This is a genomic window from Nitratireductor pacificus pht-3B (assembly GCF_000300335.1).
GTDB classification, from domain to species: Bacteria; Pseudomonadota; Alphaproteobacteria; order Rhizobiales; family Rhizobiaceae; genus Nitratireductor; species Nitratireductor pacificus.
Genome location: NZ_AMRM01000006.1, coordinates 179,180 through 191,856, shown reverse-complemented (window position 1 = coordinate 191,856; position 12,677 = coordinate 179,180). Strand labels below are relative to the sequence as shown.

Sequence of the window (12,677 nt, the reverse complement as noted above, 5' to 3'; positions counted from 1 at the left end):
GCGTGCTGCGCGATCTGACGCTGCGGAGAAGGCGTGGAGACAGCCGGCTGCGTCATCTTCCGGTCAAGTCGATGCGCGGCCTTCTGTTCTGTTCGCTGGACGTTGGAGAGAAGCCGCTTTCTGCATTTCCGCGCTTCTCCCTATGCGTTCTCCGTCCTCGCCGCGCGCCCGCCCAGCAGCCGGTCCGCACTGACGGCCAGTCGTCCAAGCAGCGCGAACAGAAGCGCGATGCCGCAGATCGTGAAGAGAACGCTTGGCCAGCCGGTAATCGTCGCGTCGAGAAACGGATAGGGCACTTCGCCGGCGATCGGCGCCCTGAGCAGGACGTAGACCGTATAGACCACCGGATAGGCGAGCCAGAGCGGTATGTGCCGCCAGGAGAGGCTGCCATCGGTGCCGGCGGAGAGCCACCACAGAACGAAGATCGCCGGCGTTGCGTAGTGCAGGAGCATGTCGCACAAGAGGAACAGTCCCTCGGGTTCCCACATGGCGGACAGCAATGCCCAGTAGATCAGCGCGACGGCGGCGATCGCCACCGCGATTCCGGCCCGGACGACCGGCCGCATGAAGAAGGCCGGCCTGCCGAACAGCGCGGCCGCATGTGCCAGCACGACCAGCACATTGGTCAGGATGGTGAAGAAGGAAAAGTAGAACAGGACGGAGCCGGCAAGGCTGCGTCCTGCTTCCATCGAGGCCGGAACCGTGAGGCCGAACTGCAGGCCGAGCGCCAGCAGGCCAATCGTCAGTCCCAGGACGTTTAGAAGCTTTGCCATCAAAATCCTCCTAGCAACCGTCTGGACCGCTCGACCAGCGCATGATGTCGGCATTGACGCGCGCCCCCGTGGCGCCGGAGGCGAGGGGGCCGTAGGTGACGATCTTCGTCGGCGGGCCGGAGGCCTCGATGACGAGCAGGGGCAACCCCTGCTTCTTGTCCGAGCGCAGGATCAACAGCCTGGGCTTTCCGACCGCCGTGTCGAGTTCGGGAATCATGTAGAGGCCGCGAAAACGCCGGTCGCCCGAGCGGATCCAGCACTTGGCGCCGGCATTGTTCACGCGCTGCAGCGCCGAAACCGGGTTCGATGCTGAAACCTCCAGCGCCAGCGGTCCGCCCATCGGCTCGCTCTGGCAGGCGGCCAGGAGCAAGACTGCGGCGGCGACGCCGCTTTTCAGGAGAACAGAGAAAAATGGCGCAACCGGTCCGGAGGGGCCGGCGCGGCGCATCAGGCGGCTTTCCCGAGCAGGCCCTCGAACAGGGGAAGCCCGTCGGACCCGCCATGCGCCGCTTCGATCAGGTTTTCCGGATGCGGCATCAGGCCGAGCACATTGCCGCTTTCGCTGATGATGCCGGCGATGTCGTCGATCGAGCCATTCGGGTTCGTGCCCTCCGCATAGCGGAACACGACCTGGCCTTCGCCCTCGATGCGCTTCAGCGTCTCTGGTTCGGCAAAATAATTGCCGTCGTGATGCGCGACGGGGCAGCTGATGATCTGGCCCTGGCTGTAACCTCGCGTGAAGGCGGTGTTGGCGTTGGCGACCTCCAGCCTGACCTCGCGGCAGACGAATTTCAGCGAGGCGTTGCGCATCAGTGCGCCGGGCAGGAGGCCCATCTCCAGCAGCACCTGGAAGCCGTTGCAGACGCCCATCACGAGAACGCCCTGCCGCGCCTTTTCTGCCACCGCCGCCATCACCGGCATCCGCGCGGCGATCGCGCCGCAGCGCAGATAATCGCCATAGGAGAAGCCGCCGGGAATGACGATCAGATCGACGTCGGGCAGTTCGGTCTCGGTTTGCCAGACGGTGATGGGCGCCTTGCCGGAAACCTGTGTCAGCGCCGCGATCATGTCGCGGTCGCGGTTGAGTCCGGGAAGCTGGATAACGGCTGATTTCATGGGGTCTGATCGCTCGGGCTGGGATCGTACGGTTTCTGCGGGCCTTCGGCCAGTTCACGGAGTTCTATGCGTTCCAGACGGTCTTCATGCCGCGCCAGCATCCCGTAGATGTTATGGGTATCCTGTTGGATCGCAATGAGATGCCCGCGCATGGAGATTAGCTCCTGACGGATCTCCGACTGGCCGGCATCCATCTTGTCGAGTCGCCCCTGAACGCTTTTAAGGACCTCGTAAAGCAGTTCGTTGGTGACCTCGCCCATGGTGATTCTCCGCAACCTCAGGTAACGGAAACAGTGTAGTCTTCAATCACGGTGTTCGCCAGAAGCTTCTCGCACATGGCCTTGAGCTCGTCCTCGGCCTTCGCCTTGTCCGACCCGTCGAGTTCCAGATCGAACACCTTGCCCTGGCGCACGCTGCCGACGCCGGAAAAGCCGAGCGTCGAAAGGGCGCCGCCGATGGCCTTTCCCTGCGGGTCGAGGACGCCGTTCTTCAACGTCACGGTGACGCGGGCCTTGATCACGATGAAACTCCCTGCTTGTCGGTCACGCGCGCCGGTTCAGTGGCGCGTCTTGTTGTCTTTCGAGGAAACGAGCACCGGCCCGCTGCCGCGCGGCGGCTCGTTCTCGTTCATGATGCCGAGTCGCCGCGCCACTTCCTGATAGGCTTCCACCAGGCCGCCCATGTCGCGGCGGAAGCGGTCCTTGTCCATCTTGTCCTGCGTGACCGTGTCCCACAGGCGGCACGAATCGGGCGAGATCTCGTCGGCGACGACGACGCGCATCATGTCGTTCTCCCACAGCCGCCCGCATTCGATCTTGAAATCGACCAGCTGGATACCGACGCCGAGGAACAGGCCGGTCAGGAAGTCGTTGACGCGGATGGCCAGCGCCATCATGTCGTCGATCTCCTGCGGGCTCGCCCAGCCGAAGGCCGTGATGTGCTCCTCGGAGACCATCGGGTCGTCGAGCGCGTCGGCCTTGTAGTAGAACTCGATGATCGAGCGCGGCAGGACGGTGCCTTCCTCGATGCCGAGGCGCTTGGCCAGCGAACCGGCCGCGATGTTGCGCACGACGATCTCGAGCGGAATGATCTCGACTTCCTTGATCAACTGCTCGCGCATGTTGAGCCGGCGGATGAAATGCGTCGGGATGCCGATCCGGTTCAGATGCTCGAAGATGTATTCCGAGATCCGATTGTTCAGCACGCCCTTGCCGTCCACCACCTCGTGCTTCTTCTTGTTGAAGGCGGTCGCGTCGTCCTTGAAGAACTGGATCAGCGTTCCTGGCTCCGGCCCCTCGTAGAGGATCTTGGCCTTGCCTTCATAGATGCGGCGACGACGGTTCATGGCTGTCCCTGGTGCCTCGGCGGGAGAGCTTCGCGATGAAGCTTCGCGGCGCGGCTTTTCTTGAAGATGCGTTATGTCACGCGGTCTCTAGCGCAAACCCGGCCGCATCACAATTGCCATTTGCTCCGGCGGGTGTCTTTCCCCCTGAACGGCAAACCGCCGGCAAACCCGCCCATGTGCCAAACGAGCGTATTGACCGGGCCGCGGCCATCTGGTTTCTGCTTGCCGACCCAGTTGTTTCTTCGCACCGCCATGACGGTGCCCGAGCCGGAGGATTTATTGATGGCCAGCATGAAAGACCGTGAAGACGCGTTCGAGAACAAGTTCGTCCACGACGAGAACCTGAAGTTCAAGGCGATGGCGCGCCGCAACAAGATGCTCGGTCTGTGGGCCGCCGAAAAGCTGGGCAAGACCGGCGACGAGGCTGAAGCCTATGCCCGCGAAGTGGTCAATTCCGACTTCGAGGAAGCCGGCGACCACGACGTGTTCCGCAAGGTGCGCAAGGATTTCGATGCCGCCGGCGTCGACCAGTCCGATCACCAGCTGCGCCGCACCATGGACGAATTGCTCAACCAGGCCATCGAGCAAATCAAGAGCGAGTAGGCGCCGGATGTCGCTCGCCGCGCGCCTCGGGGCTGGCGAGGCGGTTTTCTCCGCATGGTCCGCCATTCCCGATTCGCTGACCGTCGAACTCGTTGCCGGGCTGGGCTTCGACGCCGTCACGCTGGACATGCAGCATGGCGGCCATCACGAAGACAGCGTTCTGCGCGACATCGCCGGTATTCGTCTGCGCGGCGCGCATCCCCTCGTGCGCATTCCGGTGGGGCGCTTCGACATGGCAAGCCGCGCGCTCGACTTCGGCGCCGAGGCGGTCATCGCGCCGATGATCAACAGCGTCGACGACGCGAGGGCCTTTGCCGCGTCGATGAAGTATCCCCCAAAAGGAGGCCGTTCCTGGGGGCCGAGCTTCGCCATGCCGCGCAGTGGCGCCACGAACCAGCAGAACTGGCTCGAGACCGCGAATCACGAGACGTTCTCCTTCGCCATGATCGAAACGCGCGCCGCGTTTGCCGCTGTTGACGACATTCTCGGCGTCGAGGGCATCGACGGGGTCCTCGTCGGACCCTCTGACTTTTCGATCGCCTGGACCGGTGGCCGGGTGGTCGATCACACGCTCGAGGACATCATGCCGGCCATCGCCTCGATCGCCGGGAAAGCGCGAGCGGCCGGCAGGCATGCCGCCATCTACGCGGCCGATCCGCAGCTGGCGGGGCGCTATCACGCCATGGGCTACCGGCTCATCGCCTCTGGTTCCGAGGCGGCGTATATGGCGCAGGGCGGTTCTTCCATTCTCGCGGCGATGCGCAGCGGGATTGGCGCTCCGGGTCAGAGCCTCTGAAGGAAATGCGCGAAGGTCATCGAACCTTCGGGCCACGGGCCGAAGCCCGATTCGGCATTGATGTGGCCGGCTTCGCCCGCGTCGAGGAACAATGATCCCCAGGCGGCGGCGATCTCTTCCGCCGCCTCGAATGCGCCGAACTGGTCGTTGCGGCTGGCGATGGTGATCGACGGAAAGGGCAGCGGGTCGCGCGGATAGGGACCGAACGTCATCAGGTGCTTCGGCCTGATGTTCGGATTGGCGACGTCGGGCGGCGCGACCAGAAAGGCGCCGGCGACCGGCTTGCGAAACGCCGGGATCGCCTGGACGGCCGCGGCGACACCCAGCGAGTGCGCCACCAGGACCACCGGCTTGTCCGCCTCGTTGACGGCCTCGACGACCTTCGCCACCCAGTCCTCGCGCACCGGCTTCGACCAGGCTTCCTGCTCGACGCGCCGCGCGGTCGACAGGCGCGACTGCCAGCGCGATTGCCAGTGGTCCGGCCCCGAATTGGTGTAGCCGGGGATGATGAGGATATCGGCGTCTGATGCTTTCATGGCCGCGCATGTAGCCATGCCGGGCGCCGGATGCAACCGTCGGGCGCCGGGCGTGGATCATATGGGTTGATTGAACGAAGTCCTCGAATAGGGTTGGATATTGTGAACAGGCTGTTCGCAACCCGGAGCTTGCCACGGCCATGGAAGAGGCCCAGCTATGAACCAGGACAAATCCAGCACCCGTCGGTGGAGCCGGTGGCCTGCGGACGGGTGAATCGATCTGTCAGGATCGAACGGCAGGAGATTGAAAATGAACACTTTACCCTTCGCCGCCACCACGCCTGTGAGCGTCGCGAGTGTCGGTCTCAGGGCGCGCGACGGCGAGGCGCTGGCCAGGTTCTACAAAGACGTCATCGGGCTTGTCGAAATCTCCCGGCAGGGCGGCATGATCGCCCTGGGGGCAGGCGGGCGCACGCTGCTGGAGATCGAGGAAGACGCCTCAGCCACACCGGACGACCCGCGACAGGCCGGCCTGTTCCATACCGCCTTCCTTCTGCCGGAACGCACGGACCTGGCGCGCTGGGCACTGTTCGCCCGCGACGGCAATCTGCGGCTGGAAGGAGCGTCGGACCATCTGGTCAGCGAGGCGCTCTATCTCTCGGACCCGGAAGGCAACGGCATCGAGATCTATGCCGACCGCGCGCCCGAAAGCTGGACGAAAACCGGCGACGGCATCGCAATGGCCACCAACCCCCTCGATTTTCAGAGCCTTCTGGCGACCATGCCCGAGGGAGACGAGGGCTGGCGCGGCGCGCCGGAAAACACGGTGGTCGGGCACGTCCATCTGCGGGTCGGCGATCCCGCGACGGCGGAGGAATGGTGGCATGAAGCCCAGGGTTTCGAGACCATGGCGCGCTACGGCGACAGGGCGGTGTTTCTGGCGACGGGCGGCTATCACCACCATATCGGGGCCAATTCCTGGCGCAGCGCCGGCGCTGCGGGGCGCGATCCGCATCGCGCCGGCCTGTCATGGGTGAGGCTTTCGAGCAGCAACGCCACGCAGGAGAAGGAGTTCGCCGATCCGTGGGGAACGCTGATCCGCGTCGCGCCGGCCTGAGAAACAGCGGGCCGGCGCGACGGGAACGCGGCTCCTATGCCTCGCCGAAGACCCGGCGGAAGATCGTCTCCACATGCTTGGTGTGGTAGCCGAGGTCGAACCTGTCGCGGATCTCCTCCTCGGAAAGCGCGGCGCGGACATCCTTGTCGGCCAGGAGTTCCTCGAGAAAGTCCGCGCCCTGTTCCCACACCCGCATGGCGTTGCGCTGCACCAGCCGGTAGGAATCCTCGCGGCTGACGCCGGCCTGGGTGAGGGCCAGCAGCACGCGCTGCGAATGCACGAGGCCGCGGAAGCGGTCCATGTTCTTCTGCATGGTCTCCGGATAGACGACGAGCTTCTCCATCATGCCGGTCAGGCGGCCGAGCGCGAAATCGAGCGTCACGGTCGCATCAGGACCGATCATCCGCTCCACGGAGGAGTGCGAGATATCACGCTCGTGCCACAGCGCGACATTCTCCATGGCGGGCATCGCATAGGCGCGCACCATGCGCGCCAGGCCCGTCAGGTTCTCCGACAGCACCGGGTTGCGCTTGTGCGGCATGGCCGAGGAACCCTTCTGGCCGGGCGAAAAATACTCCTCCGCCTCGAGAACCTCGGTGCGCTGCAGATGGCGCACTTCCGTCGCCAGCCGCTCGATGGAAGAGGCGATCACCGCCAGCGTGGCGAAATACATGGCGTGCCGGTCGCGCGGGATCACCTGCGTCGAGACCGGTTCGGGCAGAAGGCCCATCTTTTCCGCCACATGTGCCTCGACGCGCGGATCGATGTTGGCGAAGGTGCCGACGGCGCCGGAAATCGCGCAGGTGGCGATTTCGGCGCGCGCATTGACGAGCCGCTCGCGGCAGCGCTCGAACTCGGCATAGGCCTGCGCCAGCTTGAGGCCGAAGGTCGTCGGTTCCGCATGGATGCCGTGGCTGCGGCCAATGGTGACCGTGTCCCTGTGCTCGAAGGCGCGTTTCTTGAGTGCAGTGAGCAGCTTGTCGAGACCGTCGAGCAGGATGTCGGTGGCCCGTGCAAGCTGGACGCTGAGGCAGGTGTCGAGCACGTCGGACGATGTCATGCCCTGGTGGACGAAGCGCGCCTCGGGTCCGACGATCTCGGCCAGATGCGTCAGGAAGGCGATCACGTCATGCTTGGTCTCGCGCTCGATCTCGTCGATGCGGTCGATGTCGAAGACGGCCTTGCCGCCCTTGTCCCAGATGATCTTTGCGGCTTCCTTCGGCACGATGCCGAGTTCGGCCATGGCGTCGGCGGCATGCGCCTCGATTTCGAACCAGATGCGAAACTTGGTCTCGGGCGACCAGATGGCGACCATTTCCGGCCGCGAATAGCGCGGGATCATGCGTGCCTTGCCTTCATTGCGGTTGAGTTGGCGTCTCCGTACCAGAGGAGGGCGCTTTGCTCAACGCGGCTTGGCCGCATAGAAGATGCAGAGGGGGAAAAGTGCCGCAAATCCCCAGGGAAAATAGATGCGCAACCCGAGCACCGCGAACTGGTAGAAGGCGCCGAGCGTGGTGAAGACGAACTCCAGCACCCATTGCAGCGTGAACAGCTCGCCATGCCATTGCGCGTAGTACATCCGGTACTGCAGCGCATAGACCAGCGCCGTCGTGCCGACCGTCGCGGTGGAGAAGGCGAGGAAGGCGGCGGCAAACCGCTTCTCGGGGCGCTCGCTCCTGCTCAGTGCGCGATCGATGATCTGGCCGATGGGGAAGGCGATTGCCGCCCCGAGAGCGAAGATGAACGTGATGGCGAGCATCCGCAGCGGCGTCTGCCACTCCGAAAACCACAGGAAACCGAATGCGTTGACGCCCATGGCCGCGCCCCAGACCAGCGCCCCGAGCAGCGCCGCGCGCGGCGGTGGAAGCCAGTCACGGACAGTCGCTAACGCAATGCTCATCGGCTTTGGAAACGCATCGTCTCAAAGCGCCCCGGTCACGGCGATGAACCGGTGGTCGGGTCCTTCGAAACCAAGCGCCCTGATCGCGATGATCACCGCGAAGACCGGCGCGCCGCCGGCGGGATGGAAGGTCTGAACGCCGGCAAGGCCATAGCCGAGCGGACATCCCCGGCTGGTCGGAATGGTGGTGTCCTCGTGCACGATGTCGGTCTGCGTGCCGGGCGCCGTGCCCACCCGCATCAGGCGGAAGCCCGCCGCTTCGCCCAGCCCGTGGCACTGCGCGGCGTCCGGCATCGGCAGTTCGGTCAGCCGGAACTCCAGCGGCTCGTCGATGGGCGGAAACACCGGGCGCGGATTGACCTCGATGCGAAACGGGTCGGAGGAGCGCTCCGTGACACTGTTCCAGCCGGCGGTGAAGCCGCGGTTCTCGGCGAGAACGGCGTCGCCGATCACCGACTGGGCCTGCGCGCGTGCCTGCGACCGCGCATCGACAATCGCCGCGCCGTCCTGGTCAATGCGCACCCGCACCGGCGTGCCCGGCAGGAAACTGTCGCTGGCGGTGTTGATGTAGTAGCGGTTGGCATAGGGAAAGCCCGAACCGTCCTGCATGCCGTATTCCTCGAAGGCGAAGATGCCCCCATCGGCGCTGAAGCCGAGAATCTCGACCGTTGCGGTGTCGCCGGCCCGCGCTGTGCCGCAGGCAATCGCGAACAGCGCTGCACCGGCGATCAGGCGAAGAAGGGTCATGATCATCGTCCTTTCGTGGCACCGTGCGCCGCCATCCACTGGCGGGCACGCGCATCCCAAGCCGGACTTATATCACCTTTGGCGCTCGTTGCCGCGTGAACGCCGCGCGCGATGGCGCGCGCCATCGTGCTGGCTGCCGCCGCGCCGAGGTCGATCGTGTCGGCAAGGTCGAGCGGGGTCTCGTTCCGGCCCGTCGCCAGCGCGAAGACCAGATCGCCGTCTACCGGCGTGTGTGCCGGCCAGATCGCGCGGGCGAACCCGTCATGGGCGGCGATCGCCAGCCGCTTCGCCGCCGCCTTGTCCAGCCTGGCGTCGGTGGCGATGACGCCAATCGTGGTGTTCGACCCGGCGGCCGCGCGCATCTTGGTCGTCACCGCCCGCGCATCGTCGGGCATGGGGTGCGGCAGGCCGAGGCCCCCGAACTCGTCGCCGATCTCGTAGGGCGCCGCCCAGAAATGCGGCGTGCCGCCGATGGTGGTCGATCCGACCGCGTTGACGGCGACGAGCGCGCCGACGGTGACGCCGTTGTCGAGCAGGGTGGAGGCGGAGCCCAGTCCGCCCTTCAGGCCGACCGTGCTGGCGCCGGTGCCGGCGCCGGTGCTGCCCAGCGCGAAGTCCTCGTCCGCCGCCATCGCGGCCGCGAAGCCGTAATCGCGATAGGGTGGAAAGCGGCCCCAGTCCTTGTCGCCGCCATTCGGCAGGTCGAACAGGATCGCCGCCGGCACGATCGGCACGCGGAAGCCCAGGATCTCGAAGCCCCGTCCCATTTCGCGCAACGCCGCCTGCACGCCCGCCGCTGCGTCGAGGCCGAAGGCCGAGCCGCCCGACAGCGTGATCGCATCGACGGCTTCGACCAGATTGTGCGGTTCGAGCAGGTCCGTTTCGCGCGTTCCCGGTGCACCGCCCAGAACCTGGACCCCGGCAACGGCCGGCCGGTCGCAGAGGACCGCAGTGACCCCGGACTTGACGGTGGCGTCGGAATGGTTGCCGACGGTCAGCCCCGCCACATCGGTGATCAGATTGCGCGGCCCCGGGCGCCACATCACTCGACCTCCACGAAGGTCTCGCCGTCGAAGCGGAACAGGCGGTAGAATTCGACGGTCGCGTCGCCCTTGGCGTCGAAGGAGATGTCGCCGATGGCCGTCGCGAAGGAGCCGGACGAAAGGGTTTCGCCGATGCTGCTTCCGGCGCTCGCCGCGGCACGCGCTGCCGCGATGGCGATCTGCGCCGCCGCAAGGCCCGGCAGCACATAGCCATTCGGCTCGATCTCGGCGTCGGCAAGCGCTTTGAGGGCATTGTCTGACGCGATGTCGGCCCAGCGCGGCAGGCCGACCATCAACGTACCGGTCGCCAGCGGCACGGCGCTGTCTTCCGCCCTGAGCGCTTCGCCGCCGGCGAGCACGAGCGCGTAGTCCATCCCCCTCGCGTCGCGCGACAGGATGGCGATGTCGCTGCGGTCTCCGCCGACGAAGGCGTGCGTCGCGCCGGCGCGGCGCAGCCGACCCGCCAAGCCGATCTGGTTGTCGAGCTGCGGCCGGAACGTATCGACATAGACCGGCTTCAATTCGTTCAGTTCGGCTGCCGCGCGCAACGTTTCCGCCAGTTCCCGGCCATAGATCGTGCCGTCGTCGACGATTGCGAAAAAATCCCGGCGCCAATGGTCCACCAGAAGGGTGGCGACGGCGTCGCGTTCGGCGTCGGCGCGCGGCGCGATGCGGAAGATCGGCCAGCCCGTGCGCTCGCGCTGGTCGGTCAGGGTCGCAGTACGGACACCGGGCGTGACGACCGGTATGCCGGCTTCCTTGAACAGGGGCAGGGCGCTTTCGACGGCATCGGTGCAAAGGAACCCGACGACGACATCCACCTCGCGCTCGATCAGCATCCGTGCCGCCTGGGCGCCGCCTTCGGCGCTGCAGGCGGTGTCCGCCTCGACGATCGCTCCGGGCATGTCCTGGCTGGCCGCCGCGGTTCGCGCGCCATTCAGCATCTGCCTGCCCAGCGTCGCGAAGCCGCCGCTGAGCGGCGCCGCCACGCCGAGGGAAATGTCCTGCGCCATGGCGTGCGGCGACCAGGAAAGCGCGATGGGCAGCAGCATGATGAAGGCGAGGCAGCGCATGTCCGAAAGTCGATCACCCGGTTGATGGTCACGCAGTAGCACGAGAATCACGCCGCCCGCACAGGCAGCTTAACCCCAAAAGCCGCCAAACTGGTAAACAGCCCTGCCTGGGGCGGCAAGTCCGGCGGCGTCCTGCGGTGTTGCCTGGCGTACCGGTTTCCGCCGATTTGGCCTGTCGGCCCCGGCTGCTCCTTGGTAAGGCTCTTCTCCGAACCTATATCGCACGCAAAGAGTTGAAAGATTTGATTGTGTTGAAGACAAACGAGATCGAACCGCGCCACTATCGCGATGCCATGGCCCGATTTGCCGGTGCGGTGCATGTCGTCACCACCGACGGCCCGGCCGGCCGCCGGGGCGTGACGGCGATCGCCGCCTGTTCGGTATCCGACAACCCGCCGACCGTTCTCGTCTGCCTCAACCGCGAAAACCCCAGCAACGCATGTTTCGCCGAAAATGGCGTCTTCGCGCTGAACACGCTGGCGGCGGAGCATGAGGAATTATCCAATGCCTTCTCCGGCCTGACCGGCCTGCCGCCGGAAGAGCGCTTCGGCCTCGCCGAATGGGAAACCATTGCGACCGGCGCACCGACGCTGCCGGGGGCCGTCGCCGTCTTCGACTGCCACATCGTCCAGACGGTCGATCTGGCGACGCATCGCGTCCATTTCGGCCGGGTCGCGGGTCTCAGCATCGGCGCAAATCTGCGTCCACTCCTCTATCATGATCGCGGTTACCGGGTATTGTAGGGCTACCTGAAATGCAGACCGGGGGCAGGATGTCCGACGCAAAACCCCAGCCACTCCCGCACTCCATCGACCAGACGCTGGACCTCCTGACCGCCGGCGGCTACGTGGCCGACCGCGCGCTGGCGACCGTGCTTTTCCTCGGCCTGACCATGCAGCGTCCGCTGTTTCTCGAAGGCGAGGCGGGGGTCGGCAAGACCGAGATCGCCAAGGTGCTGGCCGCGGGCCTCGGGCGGCGCCTGATCCGCCTGCAATGCTATGAGGGCCTCGACGTCTCGTCGGCTGTCTACGAGTGGAATTACGCTGCGCAGATGATCGAGATCCGGATTGCCGAGGCCGCCGGCATTCGGGACCGCTCGGAGATGGAGAGCGGTGTGTTCTCGGAAAAATACCTGATCCGCCGTCCGGTTCTGGAAGCCCTGCAAGGCGGGCCTGGCGGCGCGCCGGTCTTCCTGATCGACGAGCTCGACCGTGCCGACGAGGCGTTCGAGGCCTATCTGCTCGAGGTCCTTTCCGATTATCAGGTGAGCGTCCCCGAACTGGGCACGATCCGCGCCGAGGAACCGCCGATCGTCGTCATCACCACCAACCGCACGCGCGAGATCCACGACGCCCTGAAGCGGCGTTGCCTCTATCACTGGGTCGATTACCCCGATGCGGCGCGGGAGCTGGAGATCCTTGCCCGCAAGGTGCCGCATGCCAACCGGCAGCTCGCCGGAGAGGTGGTGGCTTTCGCCCAGAAGCTGCGCGAGCTCGACCTGTTCAAGGCTCCCGGCGTCGCCGAGACGATCGACTGGGCGACCGCGCTGACGGCGCTCGGAAGGGACCGGCTCGACGCGGACACCGTTTCGGACACGATGGGCGTTCTCCTGAAATACCAGGACGACATCGCCCGCCTGGAGGAGGGCGAGGGACAGAACGTTCTGGACGCGGTGAAGGCCGGATAGC

Annotated in this window: 18 protein-coding genes; 5 read left to right on the top strand and 13 right to left on the bottom strand. The window is 65.8% G+C overall.

Translation table 11 applies throughout. The features are described from left to right. Positions 1-140: 140 nt before the first annotated feature. The 7 genes from NA2_RS07400 to NA2_RS21895 all read right to left on the bottom strand — a co-directional run bounded on the left by NA2_RS07400 (position 141) and on the right by NA2_RS21895 (position 3,527). Complete coding sequence (locus NA2_RS07400; RefSeq protein ID WP_008595927.1) at positions 141-773, bottom strand: Pr6Pr family membrane protein; 633 nt, start codon at positions 771-773, stop codon at positions 141-143. A gap of 10 nt (positions 774-783) precedes the next feature. Beyond that, positions 784-1,221, bottom strand: a complete 438-nt coding sequence (locus NA2_RS07395) for a hypothetical protein (protein WP_008595926.1) — start codon at positions 1,219-1,221, stop codon at positions 784-786. Next, positions 1,221-1,889 carry a phosphoribosylformylglycinamidine synthase subunit PurQ gene (purQ, locus tag NA2_RS07390; RefSeq protein WP_008595925.1) on the bottom strand — a complete coding sequence of 223 codons (669 nt, stop codon included), beginning with the start codon at positions 1,887-1,889 and terminating at the stop codon, positions 1,221-1,223. The genes NA2_RS07395 and purQ overlap by 1 nt, the downstream gene beginning before the upstream one ends. Further along, the gene (locus tag NA2_RS07385; protein ID WP_008595924.1) at positions 1,886-2,149 is read right to left on the bottom strand and encodes a hypothetical protein; all 264 of its coding nucleotides are present in this window, start codon (positions 2,147-2,149) and stop codon (positions 1,886-1,888) included. The genes purQ and NA2_RS07385 overlap by 4 nt, the downstream gene beginning before the upstream one ends. A 17-nt stretch (positions 2,150-2,166) precedes the next feature. Beyond that, entirely contained in the window at positions 2,167-2,409 is a 243-nt protein-coding gene (gene purS, locus NA2_RS07380; protein ID WP_008595923.1) for a phosphoribosylformylglycinamidine synthase subunit PurS, read from the bottom strand. A gap of 36 nt (positions 2,410-2,445) precedes the next feature. Beyond that, a complete protein-coding gene (gene purC / locus NA2_RS07375) occupies positions 2,446-3,234 on the bottom strand; it encodes a phosphoribosylaminoimidazolesuccinocarboxamide synthase (RefSeq protein WP_008595922.1) in 789 nt (262 codons plus the stop codon). Between the two features lie 107 nt (positions 3,235-3,341). Beyond that, positions 3,342-3,527 (bottom strand): hypothetical protein, encoded by a 186-nt coding sequence (locus NA2_RS21895; protein ID WP_157188156.1) that lies wholly within the window; start codon positions 3,525-3,527, stop codon positions 3,342-3,344. Here NA2_RS21895 and NA2_RS07370 point away from each other — a divergent pair. Both NA2_RS07370 and NA2_RS07365 read left to right on the top strand, forming a co-directional pair. Further along, positions 3,517-3,837 (top strand): DUF1476 domain-containing protein, encoded by a 321-nt coding sequence (locus NA2_RS07370; protein ID WP_008595921.1) that lies wholly within the window; start codon positions 3,517-3,519, stop codon positions 3,835-3,837. The genes NA2_RS21895 and NA2_RS07370 overlap by 11 nt on opposite strands. A 7-nt stretch (positions 3,838-3,844) precedes the next feature. Continuing rightward, a complete protein-coding gene (locus tag NA2_RS07365; protein ID WP_008595920.1) occupies positions 3,845-4,633 on the top strand; it encodes an HpcH/HpaI aldolase family protein in 789 nt (262 codons plus the stop codon). Here NA2_RS07365 and NA2_RS07360 read toward each other — a convergent pair. Further along, entirely contained in the window at positions 4,621-5,169 is a 549-nt protein-coding gene (locus NA2_RS07360; protein ID WP_008595919.1) for an RBBP9/YdeN family alpha/beta hydrolase, read from the bottom strand. The genes NA2_RS07365 and NA2_RS07360 overlap by 13 nt on opposite strands. Positions 5,170-5,419: 250 nt before the next feature. On the opposite strand from NA2_RS07360, the gene NA2_RS07355 reads away from it, so the two are divergent. Beyond that, positions 5,420-6,226, top strand: coding sequence for a VOC family protein (locus tag NA2_RS07355; protein ID WP_008595918.1), 807 nt, complete (start codon positions 5,420-5,422; stop codon positions 6,224-6,226). A 34-nt stretch (positions 6,227-6,260) separates the two neighbouring features. On the opposite strand, the gene purB is transcribed toward NA2_RS07355, so the two are convergent. From purB to NA2_RS07330, 5 genes are read right to left on the bottom strand one after another with little or no spacing between them, the layout of a single operon-like run. Then, positions 6,261-7,568, bottom strand: a complete 1,308-nt coding sequence (purB, locus tag NA2_RS07350) for an adenylosuccinate lyase (RefSeq protein WP_008595916.1) — start codon at positions 7,566-7,568, stop codon at positions 6,261-6,263. Positions 7,569-7,628: 60 nt separating this feature from the next. Beyond that, positions 7,629-8,126: a hypothetical protein gene (locus NA2_RS07345; protein WP_008595915.1), complete on the bottom strand. Its 498-nt coding sequence runs from the start codon at positions 8,124-8,126 to the stop codon at positions 7,629-7,631. A gap of 21 nt (positions 8,127-8,147) precedes the next feature. After that, positions 8,148-8,873: a DUF2259 domain-containing protein gene (locus NA2_RS07340; RefSeq protein ID WP_040677132.1), complete on the bottom strand. Its 726-nt coding sequence runs from the start codon at positions 8,871-8,873 to the stop codon at positions 8,148-8,150. A 2-nt stretch (positions 8,874-8,875) separates the two neighbouring features. After that, complete coding sequence (locus NA2_RS07335; RefSeq protein ID WP_008595909.1) at positions 8,876-9,916, bottom strand: P1 family peptidase; 1,041 nt, start codon at positions 9,914-9,916, stop codon at positions 8,876-8,878. Further along, positions 9,916-10,989 (bottom strand): branched-chain amino acid ABC transporter substrate-binding protein, encoded by a 1,074-nt coding sequence (locus NA2_RS07330; RefSeq protein WP_008595907.1) that lies wholly within the window; start codon positions 10,987-10,989, stop codon positions 9,916-9,918. Before NA2_RS07330 ends, NA2_RS07335 begins: the two co-directional genes overlap by 1 nt. A 248-nt stretch (positions 10,990-11,237) precedes the next feature. On the opposite strand from NA2_RS07330, the gene NA2_RS07325 reads away from it, so the two are divergent. Both NA2_RS07325 and NA2_RS07320 read left to right on the top strand, forming a co-directional pair. Further along, entirely contained in the window at positions 11,238-11,732 is a 495-nt protein-coding gene (locus NA2_RS07325) for a flavin reductase (protein ID WP_040677127.1), read from the top strand. Positions 11,733-11,761: 29 nt separating this feature from the next. Continuing rightward, a complete protein-coding gene (locus NA2_RS07320) occupies positions 11,762-12,676 on the top strand; it encodes an AAA family ATPase (protein ID WP_008595903.1) in 915 nt (304 codons plus the stop codon). Position 12,677: the final 1 nt, after the last annotated feature.